Origin of the sequence: Aliagarivorans taiwanensis DSM 22990 (genome assembly GCF_000429505.1) — a bacterium.
Lineage (GTDB): Bacteria > Pseudomonadota > Gammaproteobacteria > Enterobacterales > Celerinatantimonadaceae > Aliagarivorans > Aliagarivorans taiwanensis.
In genome coordinates, this window is sequence record NZ_AUBZ01000033.1 from 1 (window position 1) to 16,141 (window position 16,141).

14 protein-coding genes are annotated in these 16,141 nt (G+C 50.2%); 12 read left to right on the top strand and 2 right to left on the bottom strand.

What is annotated here, in order from left to right:
* Together G462_RS0115340 and G462_RS0115345 are read right to left on the bottom strand one after the other, a co-directional pair.
* A partial coding sequence (locus tag G462_RS0115340) for a helix-turn-helix domain-containing protein (protein ID WP_026959768.1) occupies window positions 1–638 on the bottom strand: 638 nt, incomplete at its 3' end.
* A 206-nt stretch (window positions 639–844) separates the two neighbouring features.
* Window positions 845–2,986 (bottom strand): hypothetical protein, encoded by a 2,142-nt coding sequence (locus G462_RS0115345; protein WP_026959769.1) that lies wholly within the window; start codon window positions 2,984–2,986, stop codon window positions 845–847.
* A gap of 141 nt (window positions 2,987–3,127) precedes the next feature.
* Here G462_RS0115345 and G462_RS0115350 point away from each other — a divergent pair, with 141 nt between their 5' ends.
* The 12 genes from G462_RS0115350 (at window position 3,128) to G462_RS0115405 (ending at window position 16,060) form a co-directional block, all read left to right on the top strand.
* The gene (locus G462_RS0115350; protein ID WP_026959770.1) at window positions 3,128–3,937 is read left to right on the top strand and encodes a DotI/IcmL family type IV secretion protein; all 810 of its coding nucleotides are present in this window, start codon (window positions 3,128–3,130) and stop codon (window positions 3,935–3,937) included.
* Window positions 3,930–5,165, top strand: coding sequence for a DotH/IcmK family type IV secretion protein (locus G462_RS0115355; protein ID WP_026959771.1), 1,236 nt, complete (start codon window positions 3,930–3,932; stop codon window positions 5,163–5,165). The genes G462_RS0115350 and G462_RS0115355 overlap by 8 nt, the downstream gene beginning before the upstream one ends.
* Window positions 5,165–6,691 (top strand): TraB/TrbI/VirB10 family type IV secretion system protein, encoded by a 1,527-nt coding sequence (locus G462_RS0115360; protein WP_026959772.1) that lies wholly within the window; start codon window positions 5,165–5,167, stop codon window positions 6,689–6,691. The genes G462_RS0115355 and G462_RS0115360 overlap by 1 nt, the downstream gene beginning before the upstream one ends.
* 199 nt (window positions 6,692–6,890) lie before the next feature.
* Entirely contained in the window at window positions 6,891–8,123 is a 1,233-nt protein-coding gene (locus tag G462_RS0115365) for a hypothetical protein (protein ID WP_169720178.1), read from the top strand.
* An 18-nt stretch (window positions 8,124–8,141) separates the two neighbouring features.
* Window positions 8,142–8,732, top strand: coding sequence for a hypothetical protein (locus G462_RS0115370; RefSeq protein ID WP_026959774.1), 591 nt, complete (start codon window positions 8,142–8,144; stop codon window positions 8,730–8,732).
* Window positions 8,733–8,845: 113 nt separating this feature from the next.
* Complete coding sequence (locus tag G462_RS0115375; RefSeq protein WP_026959775.1) at window positions 8,846–9,289, top strand: hypothetical protein; 444 nt, start codon at window positions 8,846–8,848, stop codon at window positions 9,287–9,289.
* 72 nt (window positions 9,290–9,361) lie between these two features.
* Window positions 9,362–10,096 carry an HNH endonuclease gene (locus G462_RS24015; RefSeq protein ID WP_026959776.1) on the top strand — a complete coding sequence of 245 codons (735 nt, stop codon included), beginning with the start codon at window positions 9,362–9,364 and terminating at the stop codon, window positions 10,094–10,096.
* Window positions 10,096–11,343: a hypothetical protein gene (locus tag G462_RS0115385; protein WP_026959777.1), complete on the top strand. Its 1,248-nt coding sequence runs from the start codon at window positions 10,096–10,098 to the stop codon at window positions 11,341–11,343. The genes G462_RS24015 and G462_RS0115385 overlap by 1 nt, the downstream gene beginning before the upstream one ends.
* A gap of 6 nt (window positions 11,344–11,349) precedes the next feature.
* A complete protein-coding gene (locus tag G462_RS0115390) occupies window positions 11,350–11,541 on the top strand; it encodes a hypothetical protein (protein WP_026959778.1) in 192 nt (63 codons plus the stop codon).
* A gap of 4 nt (window positions 11,542–11,545) precedes the next feature.
* Window positions 11,546–12,217 carry a hypothetical protein gene (locus G462_RS23005; protein WP_051326787.1) on the top strand — a complete coding sequence of 224 codons (672 nt, stop codon included), beginning with the start codon at window positions 11,546–11,548 and terminating at the stop codon, window positions 12,215–12,217.
* Window positions 12,218–12,442: 225 nt separating this feature from the next.
* Window positions 12,443–15,604, top strand: coding sequence for a hypothetical protein (locus G462_RS0115400; RefSeq protein WP_026959779.1), 3,162 nt, complete (start codon window positions 12,443–12,445; stop codon window positions 15,602–15,604).
* A gap of 9 nt (window positions 15,605–15,613) precedes the next feature.
* Window positions 15,614–16,060, top strand: coding sequence for a hypothetical protein (locus tag G462_RS0115405; RefSeq protein WP_157378636.1), 447 nt, complete (start codon window positions 15,614–15,616; stop codon window positions 16,058–16,060).
* Window positions 16,061–16,141 lie beyond the last annotated feature (81 nt).

Below are 16,141 nucleotides of genomic sequence, written 5' to 3' on the forward strand. Positions count from 1 at the left end.
AGGGCATCGGCAGCCGTAATTGGCGTTTTGGTGGTGTAGAGCTTGGCGAATGCCACCTTGCTGTAAGTATCGATAAAGGTCTGCTGGTAGATGCGGCCTACGCCTTTGAGGTTGCCCACATAGAACGTGTCCTGAGAGCCTAGATAACCGGGGTGAGCCGTTTCTATCTCTCCGCAGGCCTCATCATCTTGCTTCTTCTTCTCTAGAGCCGCAACTTGGGAATCGCTAAGGATAATGCCCTCGCTAGCCACCTTGGCTTCAAGTGCCTTGAGTCGCTTCTTAAAGTTCTCTAAATCATGGCGCAGCCAGATGGAACGAACACCACTACCAGAAACAAACACACCTTGTTTGCGTAGCTCATTGCTGGTGCGGTGCTGGCCATGAGCGGGCTCGGCGATAGCGTACTCAACGACCGCTTTCTCTGTCGCTTCATCGACACGGTTCTTAATGTTTGGTGTTCGGCGGGACTTGTTGATTAAGGCATCCAAGCCACCTTCCTCTGCAAGTTCCTGATAGCGGTAGAAGGTGTCACGCGATACGCCCATGACTTTGCAGGCTTTTGAAACGTTTCCAAGTTCTTCGGCTAAGTTGAGCAAGCCAGCTTTGTGTTTGATGATCGGGTTGTTAGTATGCAGCATAGAGAGTTACCTCTTTTGTTGTTTTGATTGAAGATTCGACACCTTTATCAAAACGGGTAACTCTCTACTTTTCAAATAGATGTGTCAGATTTGGTCGGAACTAATACATATGAAAAAGAAAAACGCGCCCCCGATATTTTGTACCTCATCAAAGCAGCCAGTGCCGGTGTAGATGTTGGCTATGTGATAGGCTTAAACCCTGCGAACTAACGCCCATAGGGCAACCCTGAGAACAACCTGCCTGCTAACTCCTCGCCCGGTACATTCGGTAGCACCTTATTTAACAAGGACCCTAACTGAACTTGCTCTATCGGCAACGACAAGTGTTCACTAATTCGCTTCTCCAACACCTGCATGAACTGCGTTAAACACTGCGCTGCATCCTGTTGACCGTTGCGCTTGTTTTGATGCTGGCACATTTCAGAGAACAGATCTTTGATGCCGGCTGTGTGAGTCGGCATATCAAGTACATCGAGGTGTGTATGCAACGTCTCGAACTGTTCATATTGGTTAGCCAGACGCTCTACTTCAGCAATCGCAAAGCACAATATAATGCGCTCTTTCTGGGTACCGGTGCCCACCTCATCGAAGGCGGCCTTTGCTTGAGCTAACAATCCAGAGACCGACGAAAGTAAATAGTGCACAGGGGTTTGGGCATACCATTGCTCGCCGGTTGCGGCCTTGGTGATAGCAACTTTTTTGGGGCGACTAGATGGATACCGCTTCCCTCGTCGCGGCCTGTTAGCACGCATTTTCTGCTGGTAGCAATGCATCACCCTATCCATGCCAACGTCCCCTACCACTTCGCTTCCGCGGATGTCAGGCACCCTCAGTCCCGACCAGCCATAGCGGCCAATGATCTGGGCTTTTTGTTGGTCTGCCCAGTCGCTGAGCCTTTTGGTGTGGTGGCTCCAATCTGCAGGCATGAAGCGTCCGTTGCATTGAGCAAGGCAGGCTAGTGCTGCGCTCCAATCGACATCCTTGATGGCGTGATTCTCATGAGGCGTATCCAGCATCAACAACTGCCGGTGCAAATCACTGACATTGGCCAAAGGTGCCGTGTCTAATGCAGGCGGGGAAGGGAGTAGCTGAGTCATTTCGTAAAAAGCAGCCACCGCCTCAACGGCATGTTGAGTATCCGAGCAAATCAGTGGATAACCTTGGTAGGTGTAGCGAACATGTTCATCTTTGGTGATCCTGAACCAGGCTGGATGAGGTGGCGGTACGCTCGCACTCCGGCTAGCCGTTGGTTTACCAAACACTAGATTTACGCTTTCTCGGAGCGCACGAGCCTGCGGCGAATCACTGGAAGTCATGGACTCCAGCGCTTCCCACATCTTCTCAGGCGAGGGCTGCATCATGGCAGCTTGCCACTGATCACCAAAGGCGGGCAATCCCAGACGGCGCTCAAAAAATAGAAGGCTCGAATCGAATATGGGCTCAATGGTTTTGCTTTGCGTGGCATGAAGCAATACGTTATTGAGCGTAGCAAGGGGTGAGAACTGATTACCCGGATTAATGAAGGTCATGATCGCGAACAGATGTAGTGGATAACGCTGGCGCCACCGTAACACTGTCTGCTGCTCTTGCTCTGACCAAGGAGCATGTGGCGTGTCTGAAGTCGAAGCTTTTAACAGCACCTCTACCAGAGCTGGGTACTCATCATAGGATGGCGTTGCGGAGTAGTCGATCTCGATGAGCCCATGCCCCCCCATCAAGCAAAGACTAGCAAGCTCGACGCGAAGTTTATCGTAATCACTGAGTTGCTCTACCAAAGAGTGGGCCTGGCTGTCTCCCGCCATCCACGCGCTAACAGTTAACATTGCGGTGGCTAACTCACCCTGAATCCCGGCCCAAAGCAATTGCTCTACGGCATCTAAGCGTTCGGCGCGCTCGACATAGCCAAGTAATTCAAGATGTGCCTGGAACTCACCCTGATTACCCGCGCCCTCATTTAGAAATTGTTGGCAAAGCAGGTTACTGGTGAACAGGAATGTCCTGACTCCACCCAAAGGGCACTGACGGATTTTCTCTACGGTACTGAAGATAGGGTGGAGGGGGTTACTTAAGGCATTGACGGCGTGAATCGCCTTTTGTTTACTGGCAGTTGACTGCTCAAGCGCTTTGCGTGTGGTCCACTTGCCCCCAGCATGATTAGCCAACTCAAGAATGGAACCAAACGCAGCGTGCTCTTGCGCGAATGTTGCCTCCTTATGAGACTGTCGCGCCAATGCGTCCTGCAGGGATCTTTGACGTTGCCAGTAAGCCTGCTCCTGACGCGTCGGCCCCACCATAGTGTCGTGCCAATAATCACTCATGGCCTTCGACAACCCCAAAAACATTAACATCTGGACTTCCTCCCTGCGCCTAGCGGTAACTATATCTTCACTGCGACGCAATATAATCAGGTGTCGTTGAACTAATAATGTGCATGGTATATTGTATTATGTGTATTTGGCAATGATGGCCGCGTTCACAAGGATATAGTAGTGACCAAAGATACCACTTCGGCTAAACAAGGCAAAAAACTGGCCCAAAATGCTGAAAAACTCTCGAAAAAGAGAAAGATATCCAGTCCGACAGACATGCGCTTACTTCACCCTGACGCAGGTGAATTTGCCCTCATTCTCATGGCTGGACAGTTACGCTTTTACAGAAAAGCCTTGATGGCCAGTATCGTAGTGGCAGGCGTGTCAATTTTCGCCGCCGTGCAAGGGTTTAATCGCGAGGAAGTTGAACCGAAGTACTTTGCGCAGCAAAGAGATGGCACGATAACCAATGTTGTTCCGCTGTCGGAACCGTTTGTCGATGAAACAGGAATGCGGGATTGGGCTGAGCAGTGCTTAATTGACACCCTGTCGCTCTCTTTTGTGAAAACTATCCAGGAAGTGAATACCTCATTGCATCGTTGCTATACCGATGATGGACGAATGAGTGTGCACCGGTGGCTGATTGAGGGCAAGGGGCAGAAAGACGTACACCTCGGTGGTACCGTCTATATCCCGAGGGACTCGCAACTCGCCAATATTATTACCCGCGAAATCCAAATGTCCGCGTCGAAACTGGCGGCGGGCAAGATTGTATCTATTGAGCCAGTCGTGGATCCGTCCACAAAAAGAAACGTGAGCCGGTGGATGGTCAGGCTGCCCGTTGTAATCACGAAGCAGGAAGGCCGCCGAGGCGCGGGAAGCGGCAACTTCACTGTGACGGCCATTTTGAGGCGCGTACATGACGTTGATAAACCCAAAGGCGTCGCGATAGATGCCTTCCAGATTGTCAGCGGCGCAAACCATGTTTAATCCACCAGTTGAAACCAACGGGATGCCGTTATGGGCCAGGTGCGTATACCAAGTCGTCATGGGCTTAGTATTCGCGACCGCAATTCCGCTGGTGGCAATGGCGAACTCAGCGCCTACCACCTCAGAGGCGCTACTTTCCTTGCTAGAACAATCTACTCAGGGTATCGCAACTGGCAAAGTTAGTACCAAAAGTGAAAGTCAACAGGTTGAAGAAGAACAGCCCCCAGCGCGAGCGCGAGCGCCAAAACGACGGACACCACTTCGCGAGTTCTTAGATTCAAGCGACTCTAATGGACCATTAAGTACCGAGGAGTATTACGAGCGGTTAGAGGCCATCCTCAGTCAGATTGATAAAGAGACGGATCTCGAAATGATGTACCGGCAATTGGTCGCCGATGGAGTATTGGACATGTCGTTGCGAGACATTCGATTGCTACGTATGGCTATTGAGGCTCGGGATAAGATAGAAAACCAGCCGCTTGTTGACGTGACCTCCAATCACGCCGTCTACAACGTAACGCCAAACCAGCGTTACCAAACCTACGAGGTGACAGTTAATCGCAACGGCACCACACTACTGGAGTTTCTTGATGCGACCGGGCAAGCATGGCCGGTGAATGATCACTCCGACTCTCCAGATTTCATCTTAAAAGCAGGGTCCCGCTCGCACTTTATGGAAGTGCAATCAAACAGACCCTATGGCGAGAACTCAGTATTTCTGTTTCTCGACCAGTATGAATCACCGCTAATGATCGACCTCAGTTACAGCCGCGATCAACGACACAGCATAGTGACCTTTAGACTTCCGTTCATCCATCCTGACAACCTGCCCGAGTCAGAACATGGAGAGCGCAATACCGATGGATTGACAGGGATTGTACCTGTATCAACGGCAACACAAGGCGATGAGGTGGAACAGGTGAGTTATGAGGAACTTACCTATTTTGCGACCACTGGGTATTGGCCGATAGATGGTGCAGCGAGCTCAAAGGCTAATAAAGTGCTGGTCTCGGCACCAGAGCTGGCCGAAGTGTGGCGCGTGGGTTCTCAATTCGTAATCCGCTCACGTCATATCCCTGTCATCGATTGGGATGAGATGCATCCCGCACCCAATGGGGTGAGGGTATACGTGGCGAAGTCATTAAACACCAGCATCCTGATGCACGTTGAGGGGGGGGACACCAGACAGTTACTTATCCCCGATTACCACCTATACGGCGGCTTGTAATGAACGATATAGAAGAACAAGCAAACGAACAAGAAGCGCAGCAAGAGCAAGCTCCTCAAAGCGCTACTCCCGATACCGCGGAGCAAATGAATGGTGTCAAGTCTAAAGGGGCCACCAAGTCTCAGAAAAAGTTTCTACGCTGGGTGCTCATCGTCTTCTTATTACTACTGGCTGCGAACCGAGGATGTAGCTACTTCTCCTCCGGTGGAGGCTCAACAGGTAAACGTTCTGGAAGCGATCCAACAGATATAACAATAAGCCAGCAAGGTGTCAGTCCAGAACAAGAAGAGAATGTCGCCCTGGCTAGAGAGCAGCGTGGTCAAATAGCTCTAGAAGAGGCTTCAAACAGCTACTTTGAAAATGATTTGATGAATTTTGACATCACCTCGGCGAGCCCCACGCGCCCAACTCCGACGGTTTCAGGCAGTAACTTCACCCCAGAACTAACACCTGACTCTCAATCAGGGAATGAAACCGTAACGCTACTTGACGACCAAGAGCCGGTAAATCAGTCACGAGTTGGTGGAAATGGCTCTACAAACGGTCGCAATACAACAGGCAACCAAAGCTCCTCGTCGTCACCAAGGACCTCAACGAGTGCAAATCGCGAGCCGTCAGCGAAAGAGCTACGCGTATCAGCTCTGATTGCTAAGTACCGAGAACCCACGCAAGGGGCCGCCCAAAGTGGTGAGATCAGCACACCAACCCGCTCTCGTGGCATCAGTCGCCCGTCCAGTACGCAACCTCCATCGGCGCAAGAACCCACGCCGGGCGGGACGAATACTGCGACACGACCTAGCTTTTCGCAGTATGTTGCAAGTCAGCAAGCCAAACCTGCGCCAACCACGACAGCATCAACACCCGGGCAGAGCCCCCCGCCTCAAGCGCAGGATGCAACAGGGACCTGGGGGCCTGCGACGACAGCTACCGGTGGTTCAGGGCGAGGATTATATGTAGGCGACTTCATGCTTGGTGAATTTAGGCATGGACTGAAAAGTCTGTATCCAACGTCGCTGGCAATAATTGATATAACGACCGGGCCACTTGAAGGTGCTCGGGTCATTTACACGCCAACGTTAGCTTATGACAACTACTTATTTCAGTCCTCTAAAATCTATTGGAAGGGTTACCAAGCCCCCTTCAATTCGATACTCGTAACGCCCAGCCAGCACTTACAGCCTGGTTTCCGCTCGGGCGTCAATCACCACACCATGTATCGATGGGGCATGATTTTCGTGCATGGCATGCTCAAAGGCGCAACCGATTATATCAACTCTACAGGGACAGACACCACCATCAACGACAACGTCATTATCAGCTCGAAAGAGTTTGACCCAGTCAGAATGGCGTGGTCGGCGGGAGGCGGGGTTGCGGAAGCGGCGACTGACCTAGTGAAGCAAGAAACAACCAAACCACCCACGGTGTGGGTCAATGCACATGACGCGGCTGGAATCATGATGACAGAGGATTGGAACCCTGAGTGGTCGCCAAGAATCACTGAGAATACCGCAGGTATCTTCAAATAATTCTTGAGGATAATTAATATGCAATGCAATATATAGGGCATTGCTTTATATGGAACTTGTAAGTATGACTGACAAAGTCGAAGACAATTTGGATGAAGGTGATGCTGCACTTCACTCAGATGAAAGATCAGAAGAAACTATTAACGCTTTCGCTGACTTAGCGCCTGACTTGGATAGCGCTACAATAGATCATGCTCAGATGACTCAAGGCGACGAGGTGTATGATGAGTTTCCTTCTCTAGATATAGTTACGGAGCTGAATCTCGATCCCGATCCTCAAATTGGCGACGAAGTCATAGCAGAGCCAGAGTTAGATAATAGCCTTTACCCAGAGCCTGAAGAGGACCTGGCGCTCGACACGCCCGATAGTACTACAGACGAAAACGCCAAGGTCGCTGAAGAAGAAGACGAAGAAGACGAAGAAGACGAAGAAGACGAAGCATATCCTGCAAAGAAAAAGGGTATTCACCCACTTCTAGTCGTTGGATTGACAGTGATTGCCATCATCGCCCTGTTAGCATTTAGCGTGGTCAAATTACTTAGCAGCAACCCGCCTAGCCGCACTCAATCAACAACACAGGCGGCGTCAACGCCGGCTACGGCCGAGCAAGCTCCCACTAACCCTCTCGATGGACTGTATGGCGCGACCACCAATCAGTCGACCGTTGAGCAAACGCAGTCGGCAACTAGGCCGGTGTTAACGCGAGAGGATTTTGCCAATCAAAGCCCTGTGGTCAGTGCGACGTTGGCGTCACTGGATGCAGAAAACACCGAATTGAAGCAATCCCTAAATTCTCAAGTCCAGCAAAATGATCAGCTACGCAGTGAGTTACATAGCACCAATGAGCAACGACTCGCGGTAGCGGCGGAGAATGACAATCTGCAGCGCCAACTAAGCCGTGCGAAGCAAACCATCGTTCAGAGGGAATCGTCCATCAAAGACCTCGAAGATCGGATTGTCGTGTCTGAGCAGACGGTACGGGAAGCTGATAAGCGTGTCAAAAACGCGCAGCAGCAAGCAGATGCGGCGCTCGCAGAACGAGACTCCAAACAACGGGAACTCGATAGCGCCAACCAGCGCTATGAGGCCCTTGTTGCATCTTCCAACCAAAGCCTTGATGCCATGCAAAGGACGATAACTGCAATGTCTGATCAGGTGACGCAGGCACTGGACCGGCGACAGCACGAAATAGATAAGCGTAACCTGCCCGAGCTGCAGCGTGTATCCCATGATCCGATGTTTAACATCAGTACATTTGCGGTAATCCGAAACGGCGTCGTCGACCGAAATACCATCGAGCTAGAACCAGGCGAACGTCTGCAGGGTCGAGGGGTGATTGAAGACATTGACCAATATGGATGCATATTGTTCGAAGACGGAAGCCACTATCAACCACTTAACGCGTATTGCCGCGCAGCACAGCACCAATAAAGTTCTCGGAGTATTTCTATGGACCCATTAGAGACCTATGAAGGCATACGAAGGATCGCAACGGGGCTGACATACCTTGTTTACACACTGGGAGTGGTTGTTGGGTTAATTTATGTCGGTATGGCGACTATGCGCATTCCGCATATCCATGAGCAATATGGTCGTCACGTCGATTCAGATGTTCCGAACATCATTGTGGAGTTCGGGTTTGGGGCTGCATTGATTGCGATGAACACATTATCTATTTCGACGATGATTACGTTTGCCGGGAACCAAGAGCTTTGGACCAGCTACAACCCTTATGAAAGCTATTTCGATTATCAACCGTTTGATACCAATACCCCTCATGAATTGGCCATCGCCGCCACCGTATTAGCCATGCTGCGGCTTATGGGCAGCTTTGCGTTGTATGTAGCCCTGAATTCGGGCCGTTCACTATTAAAACAAGATAGTAATCAAGCAAGGCGGGCCAGGCGAAAGCTAGTGATAGGGATCCCAGTGGGTGTCGCCCTGATATTTTTGCCATTTTGGGTCAGTGTGGCAGCGGTGAGTTTTTCATCGCTGACCTCACTTGCCAACTTATTGATGCAAGCGGCGGGCATGAGTTAGCCCAAAGCAAGGCACCAGAGACCCGCACGCCGGAGACAAGCACGACCTCTGGCATTTCGCTGGTGGAACATTTGAAACGTGCTCAATTTAAGACAACAAGTAAGGACATTAATATGTTTAATCTACTGCGATTGCAAATGGCGATTTACGAGGCCGCAAATACAATCAAGTCAAAACTCAAATACGCACTTCCATTGAGCCTGGTTGCCGCGCCAGCATTTGCTGAAGGGGAAGTTCTGGGTATTGATGAGTACATTGCAAAGGGTGGCGGCCTCGCATTTACCGTAGGGGCAACCTTCTTGGCTATCTTGCTGATCTCCGGTTTCATTGTATTTGGTCGAGCGGCCCAGAAAATCCCCGAGATGCGCGAAGATTCGCTGGACCGTTCTGCCAAAGCCAAGGTCTATTTTGGCCTCATTGGTGGCGCGATCATGGTGGCTGCGCCGCTTATTCTGGTATCAGTGTTTGTCTACTTCTTTGGCTCAGCCAGTATTATTAACCTCGTGAAGCCAGAAGGATCAGAGCAGGATCTAGGTGTATTAGATCAACTGTTCTAAGACATACCGCGCAGTGGTTTTCATGGTCACTGCGCCTCTCTCCAGTACGCATCGTCAGGCATAAGGTAACCGATGGCAAAACTCGCCGGAATCAAGCTTCCATTCTTTAGCATCAATCGCACCGTGTGTGTAGATAGAGCCGAAGAGACGTCAACCAAGCAATTTCTATCCAACGCAAAGAAGGTACTGCAACGCGATAGAAAAACATGCAGGTTGTGCGGCTTTACCGCGATGAAGCAACAGCAAGTCGTGACGTTAAATGGACGCTACACCAATGATGATTTTTCATTGGATAATATGGTCACATGTTGCCCCCATTGCTATCACGGACAGCGCTTGGGGTACTCGGCCCTGCATGACGCCATTGACCTCATCTACCTGCCAGAACTGCCACAGGTTTACTTAAACCACTACCAACGCGCCTTGATGCATTTTCAGGAGTACACAGCTCCAGAAGGCGAGGAACTGTCCGAGCGCGAGGCTGAGCATAACGATGAAATGAAGAACCAAGCGAGGGCGTTTTATAGCGAGATCAAGGCTCGCCAAGCCCAATTGAAGGGGCTTTACGAGCATACCGACATAACCGACTTAAGAGCATTGGTATCGATGCTCTATGACCTCGATGAAAAAAGCTACGCTAAACGAGAAGCCTTCCTGAGACCCGTCCGTTACATTCTTAAGACAGATCTGGCCGCCAAACTTAACCAAGCCTATAGTGGTGACGCATTTGCAGGGCGAGCGCCCCACGAGGTAGTTTCGCGTTCAGCGGATTACCTAACAAGTTTTGATGATGTACTGGATATCTGATGCAGTTCCTGTGGCCACTATGCCCCACGGCAGCGCAAACTCACTGGTTAACAGGCCCCAAGGGGCGCGCGTTTACAGCACTCACTGATGCGCTCGATACTCTCAATCACAACGAGCGCGTATGGGCTCCCGAATATATCCGCAATGAGATGGCCAATGTTTACAGCGGCGCCATAGAAACCGTCCATTTGGATAGCGCCGACTTAGAAATGTATGGCGATCTGGTTGGACTATCACCATTTGAATCCGCCACCAGCGTATTGACCGAACAAAGCCAAAAAGGTGCTGCAGAGCAAAGCGATCCGGGAAAGTTAGCTCAACTGAGTGAGCGATTAGAACGTGCCCTCAATCGCCTTGACGTCGCAATAACAGAACACCAAACCGAGTTCAAAGAGATATTAAACGCTCCTTTACCACCTACCGATCCTCGGTATGGTCATATGCTTAGGTGGTTAAGTCGCTCCACCGTAAGACTTTACGCCTGCTCCGAAAAATTTGACCATCTCGCGTTCGCAATTCGCTGGCCAGGTGTGCATTACCACGAGTTACTTACTAGTGGAAACTGGTATCTGCAAGCGCCTGCTCGCGATGCTCAGTGGTTACGCACCTTAAGAACGGACCCGAAGCGTGTCGCTCTGAACAGTAGAGCAGGGTTTTACTTAGTGCGCTTTAAGCGGATTAACCTAGAACTGCTGGATTACACTAATCGCGATGCCGTCTGGCTCAGCAGCGTCGAGCTGCAAGCTTTGTTAGAGCACTACCCCAAAACCTCTTTTACGGTAGAGGATTGCCTGATGTTTACCACCGATACCGGCTCCATAACGGCGGATGCCGGTAGAAATCAGACGCCTGAGCTTCTGTGTATCAGCCATGGCTACGCCTTGAAGTCACTCGTCAACCAGTTATGCCAGCAGACAAGCTGGGCCTCTGCATGGCTGCGCAGTTTTGAACGCGCTCAGTGGCTGCATTGTATGGCAGAACTGCAGAGTCGCTATCCATTGTTAGTCGCAGGCTACGGCAATGGACATGTGAGCTTTTATTGCTGGCAAGGTGATCTGGCACGGATCTGTGCAGATTTACGTCAACGCGCAGCGGTACTCAACGTGTCCGATGAACCGGTACTAGCGGAATTACGTCAATGCCTCCTTAGCGATGCCGTCTTCGACGTGAAGGACGAAGAGATTAACAACCCCGATACAGCTAGCCATGAGCTTGCATTCCCCACTACAACTAACGAACGAGGTTGAGCGGAGATGTCAGATTACCACTTCCGCCCCTTAAGCCCACTGGCCGATGTCATTACAGAACTTGACGTTATGCACGACCCCATCATTGAACTTTTGGATAGTTTGCTGGATATGGCCCCCCATCAACGTCCAGCCGGCTTACGCCAGCTAATTCTGCGATTTGAGCAGCAGCTGGGAGAGAAAGAGGAAGCGAACTAGCAGCATGGCGAAACAGCTCAAGCAATGGACGCACAAAGAGCTTTGTGAAAAGGCAGTAAAGTGGCTGCGCAGACCGCAAAGCCAGCTTTCTCACGGGTGTCACGTGGCGATGTCTGAAACGCAATCTGGGTGGTCTGGTGAGATTCCTGATGCCATAGGTTTTCGTTCAGCTGGCTTCCAAGATGGTTCGATTGTCGTCGAAGTAAAAGTGTCTCGCTCGGATTTCCTTGCTGATAAAAAGAAACCGCATCGCAAAGGTGATGTGCTCGGGTTGGGCAGCTGGCGCTATTTCTTATGCCCTGAAGGGTTAATCCAGCCAGACGAACTCCCCGACAAGTGGGGTTTGCTTTGGGTTACCAATCGCGGCGGTATAAAACCGATTGTGGGACCGGCGGCAAGTATTAACCGCGGTGGGATATACAAAGAAGTTTTAGCAGCGTTTGAGTGGGAACGAGACTTTGAGCGAGAACAGTTCATCTTAGTAAAGATGTTGGCTCGCGTGGGTGATCCTGAAAAGCTGAACAACACACTAAAAGCCGCTCGCGCGGGTCAGGCTTACTTTGAAAAGCAATACAAAAACCAGCGTTCGCAGCTCCAAGATCTAACTCGGAAATACTACCGCCTACGAAATCGAGAAGAAAAGTCGGTGTCGGCGGCCCTACAGGAAAGTAGTTAACAATGCCACGCAGACGATACCACGAGCGACAAACCACTTACTCCCGGGCACGAGCTAAAGCGCTGCATGGCCAAGTCAAAACGAAACCACTGTTCATGCGTTTTGATGGCCAGTGGTATAGAGCGACTTCTTGCTTATCGAAGACTCGTGCAGGAGTGCGCTTTAACCGACTAAATCGACTTGTACGCCGCTTAAGAGCGGTCTAATAGGACAAAGGCAAATCCCATGTTTGAGACGTTTAAAGACTTGCTACGCGCGCGCGCTGATAAGAAGCAAAAAGACCTATTCAGTTATATCGATCTAGAAATGAATCTGCCACAAGACAGCTATGCACTAGGGACTCGCTCCGGACCCATTATGACGCTATATCGCCTTGAAGGCATCGCCGCGGTACATGGCAAAAAAGAGCTGGCTGCGGCGATAAATGGGCTTCAAGGTATGTTCGCGATGCTATACAGCAATGACAAGTCGCCTGGTGGGAAGCCCATAATCTCGTGGAGTTACGAGCAGCGAGTTGATTCAGTCACGGTGTCTAAGGAGATAAAACGAGAGACCGCAGGCACGGTGAACGCGGCCAATAAGTTAGGGTTTGAGTACAATTACATCCAAGAGCAACTGGACACGCAAAATGGCGCACTATGTCATACCGAAGACATCTATATCGCCATTTGGACGACACCTAACCGAGCAACGGAAGAGGACCTGCTTTCTCCAGTCGAAAAGCAAGTTAAACGAGAAACCAGCCAGCGTCGACGTCTTCATACCGACTTATTTCCCAATGCACACAGCCCATTCACCTTTGCCTCAGACACACTCAAAACACATGAAGGCCATCGAGCTGCGCTAGAAGAAGCATTACAGTCGTTTAACGCGCTGTATCAGAGGCTGCTCGCGAAAAAAGCAGCCGCGACACTGCAATATCAGCTGGACCGCGAGGTGAGTGAGATGCATTCTCCCTTGCAGTTTGTTGATGACAAAGAGGTCGACGTTCGACATAACAGCTTAGCATTAGACCCAGAAACAGGAAGACCAAGCCTGTCAGGGTTGTTTATTCCAGCCTTAGCCGAGCAATTCAATTGCCGACAGATGCGCGATGAAGACATTGGTGACGGCCAGTTACTTCGCCTTGGTAACACGTACTACAGCGTTCACGAGCTGCAGCCATTTCCCAAGAGCAAGGTGACGTTCAACAGGCTAGCGGCAAAGATGTCGAAGATGAATTTCCGTATGACGTCGATTATCTCGATGCCGGACTACGGCTTGCTCGACCACATCAATGACACCATGATTGCGTTTGGCCGAAGTGGCGAAGAAAACCGCAAAGCCTATGTCCAGAAACAGTATCGGCAGTTCCTTGCGAACCAAGGCCACCCCATTGTGTGCATGCAGACCTTTATCGTCATCATTGGCACCGATCCTCGACAAGTCCAGCGAGATGCAGAGACGTTTAATCGTGCTTTGCATGATTGGGGGAAAGCCGCAATGCGGTTTGACAACGTCGATCCGGTTGAGACATTTGTCTGCTCTATAGCAGGTTTACGCTATCGTTCCCATTCGCAAGGGGCGCTGATCAATACCAACAAGGTACCCATCATGCTTCCGCACCAACGCGCAGCGAAACTGTGGACCGGTGGCGGGATGACGTTCAGATCTAATGATGGCAAGCCATTATATTTTCAGCCAAGCGGTTCAGGCGGGCAGACATTTGATATTTCGCTGTTTATTGCCCAGCCTCGTCAGGGCAAGTCGCTGTTAATGAACATCAAGAATCTGATCGCCCTTATAAAAGAAGGTGGGGCAACCTTGAACCTACTCACGATTATCGATGTTGGGCCAACGAGTAAAGGGTTACTGCAGTTAATACGTCTGTTATTGCGAAAGCGACTTGGTACAGTGGCGGCAAAGAAGCTCATCTTTGAACACACATGGGATCCCAATAGGGGTAATTGGTCCTACAACCCTCTGGAAATAAGGCTCGGCCAAACCATGCCCGCCCAAGAGGAAGTGGCCATAATGCTTAACTTTTATCGGGCGGTGTGCGCTGATGGTCGCACGGGAGAAACGCCTGAGTACACGGATAGAATACTCGGCAAGTTGATTCAGCTTGCCTTTCAAAAATGTAGGACTGGCAAGCCCAAGCTGGTGGATGGCTCAACACCTGCGAGCCTAAGGGATGCAATTAAACAACTTAATCTACCCATTGAGCAAGGTAAGCACACATATTACTCGTTAAGAGACCAGCTATTTGAAAGAGGCGAGGAGGAGCTGGCGCTTTACGCACACCGACTTGCGTTGCCTTTAGCGGGAGATTTATTGGACGTTTTACATACCGGCAGTCAAGAACTAGAGCACTACAAGCAGACATCCCAAGTGGCGATAGATAACATTCGCACACGCCTATCAGAGCATATCGAGAATATGGACTATCTGACTAGGCCTACCACGCTAGACATCCAGGATGCTCACGTGGTCTGTTTTGATATGCGCCCAGTACTGGCCAATGCAGCTGGCGCGTCTAAAAATGAGGCCTTCGCACAGTACTTGATGGCCATGAGCGTCGGTATGAAGAACTTCTTTTTAACACAAGACATGGTTCGCCGGGTACCAGAGCGCTACCAGCACTATTGGAAAGAGCGTGTCAATCGCTATTCGAATCTGGATAAAACCTTGTCATTGGATGAGTGGCACTCAGTGACAGTGAAGAAGACAACGGATAGCGGGCGCGAGGTATCAATGCCGGTGGCGGGTGCAGAGCTCATTAACTTCTTTGCCAAAGAAGGGCCAAAGTGGAAGCTGTCAATCAATATGGCCAGCCATGAAAGTTCAGATTTTACAGCTGGCATTAAAGGGATCGCATCAAACGTGTTTCTTTACTCAGGTTTCAGTGGCGAGGCTAAGGCTAATGTTATCAGTGACTTTGGCTTAACCAACTCGACCGCGGCAGATGTACTGGGGTCATTGCATGGCCCGCGGCCGGGAGTGGGTAATGAAATACTACATATAGTGAAGAACTTTGAAGTCGCTAATACCAAGGCCTCGCAATTTGTTCAGCGAGTAAAATTCCTTTGCTGTGGACCTTTATTATGGGGATTGAGCACCGACAGTGATGACTTACCTCATAAACTGCGACTGGAGCAAGAGTACGGGGACTCTCAATGGTTGCAAGCTCTGATAAACCTGTTCCCTTCAGGATCCATGAAAGGCACTCGAGACCAAATTAAGCAGCGTTTACGTGAAGAGTTACAAACTGGCGATGAAGAGATTGAAGACTTAACCGCAGACAAAGAAGCGGATATCGAAGAGCAGCTATATATGATGGTCACTCGTGAAATCGACCGTATTCACAGCACCGGCGTAGTCAATGAAATAGTGAACAATCTAAAGTAGGCACTTGGCATGATGCATCAGATTTCAGTGTTAAGCAGCAGCGTCTTGAGCTATGGGGCGACAAATGTGTACTTGGACAAAATTGTACGGCAGGATTTAGCGCTTACAGAACTGGCCATTTATGAGATGGAAGAAATAGAACCCGGTGAACGAGTCCAATTGGCACTGGAGAGCACTCGACTTCGCCTTACACCTCAATTCAACAAGGTAGCCTTTCTGCGTAGTCCTTCCGAGTTATACACCCTTCAAACAGAGACGAAGGTTAATGTAAGAACGAATTTGATTAACGCAGCCTACTGGCTGATGCTTATGATGTCACTGGCTTGGCTAGCCAAACGGGCAGCGTATGCGGAGAAGTTTAAAGATACCGCTGGCCTAGCGTTAAGGCCGATAATTGAGAGGCCTTTTGCCGTGTTCGTATTACTGTTTTTGGCAAAGTGTAGCCTCTATTTTTAAAGGCCATCTTCTATACGCTTCAAGCCACCCGTAGCTTCACAAAAACCAATCGAATGGCGTCCATTGATAGATATAAGCAAT

Bases quoted from the DNA above. Each gene is read 5' to 3' on its own strand.
- G462_RS0115385 (WP_026959777.1), top strand. From the start codon at position 10,096: ATGCAGTTCCTGTGGCCACTATGCCCCACGGCAGCGCAAACTCACTGG.
- G462_RS0115360 (WP_026959772.1), top strand. From the start codon at position 5,165: ATGAACGATATAGAAGAACAAGCAAACGAACAAGAAGCGCAGCAAGAG.
- G462_RS0115345 (WP_026959769.1), bottom strand. From the start codon at position 2,986: ATGTTAATGTTTTTGGGGTTGTCGAAGGCCATGAGTGATTATTGGCAC.
- G462_RS0115375 (WP_026959775.1), top strand. From the start codon at position 8,846: ATGTTTAATCTACTGCGATTGCAAATGGCGATTTACGAGGCCGCAAAT.
- G462_RS0115405 (WP_157378636.1), top strand. From the start codon at position 15,614: ATGATGCATCAGATTTCAGTGTTAAGCAGCAGCGTCTTGAGCTATGGG.
- G462_RS0115400 (WP_026959779.1), top strand. From the start codon at position 12,443: ATGTTTGAGACGTTTAAAGACTTGCTACGCGCGCGCGCTGATAAGAAG.
- G462_RS0115355 (WP_026959771.1), top strand. From the start codon at position 3,930: ATGTTTAATCCACCAGTTGAAACCAACGGGATGCCGTTATGGGCCAGG.
- G462_RS0115390 (WP_026959778.1), top strand. From the start codon at position 11,350: ATGTCAGATTACCACTTCCGCCCCTTAAGCCCACTGGCCGATGTCATT.
- G462_RS23005 (WP_051326787.1), top strand. From the start codon at position 11,546: ATGGCGAAACAGCTCAAGCAATGGACGCACAAAGAGCTTTGTGAAAAG.
- G462_RS0115370 (WP_026959774.1), top strand. From the start codon at position 8,142: ATGGACCCATTAGAGACCTATGAAGGCATACGAAGGATCGCAACGGGG.
- G462_RS24015 (WP_026959776.1), top strand. From the start codon at position 9,362: ATGGCAAAACTCGCCGGAATCAAGCTTCCATTCTTTAGCATCAATCGC.
- G462_RS0115365 (WP_169720178.1), top strand. From the start codon at position 6,891: ATGACTCAAGGCGACGAGGTGTATGATGAGTTTCCTTCTCTAGATATA.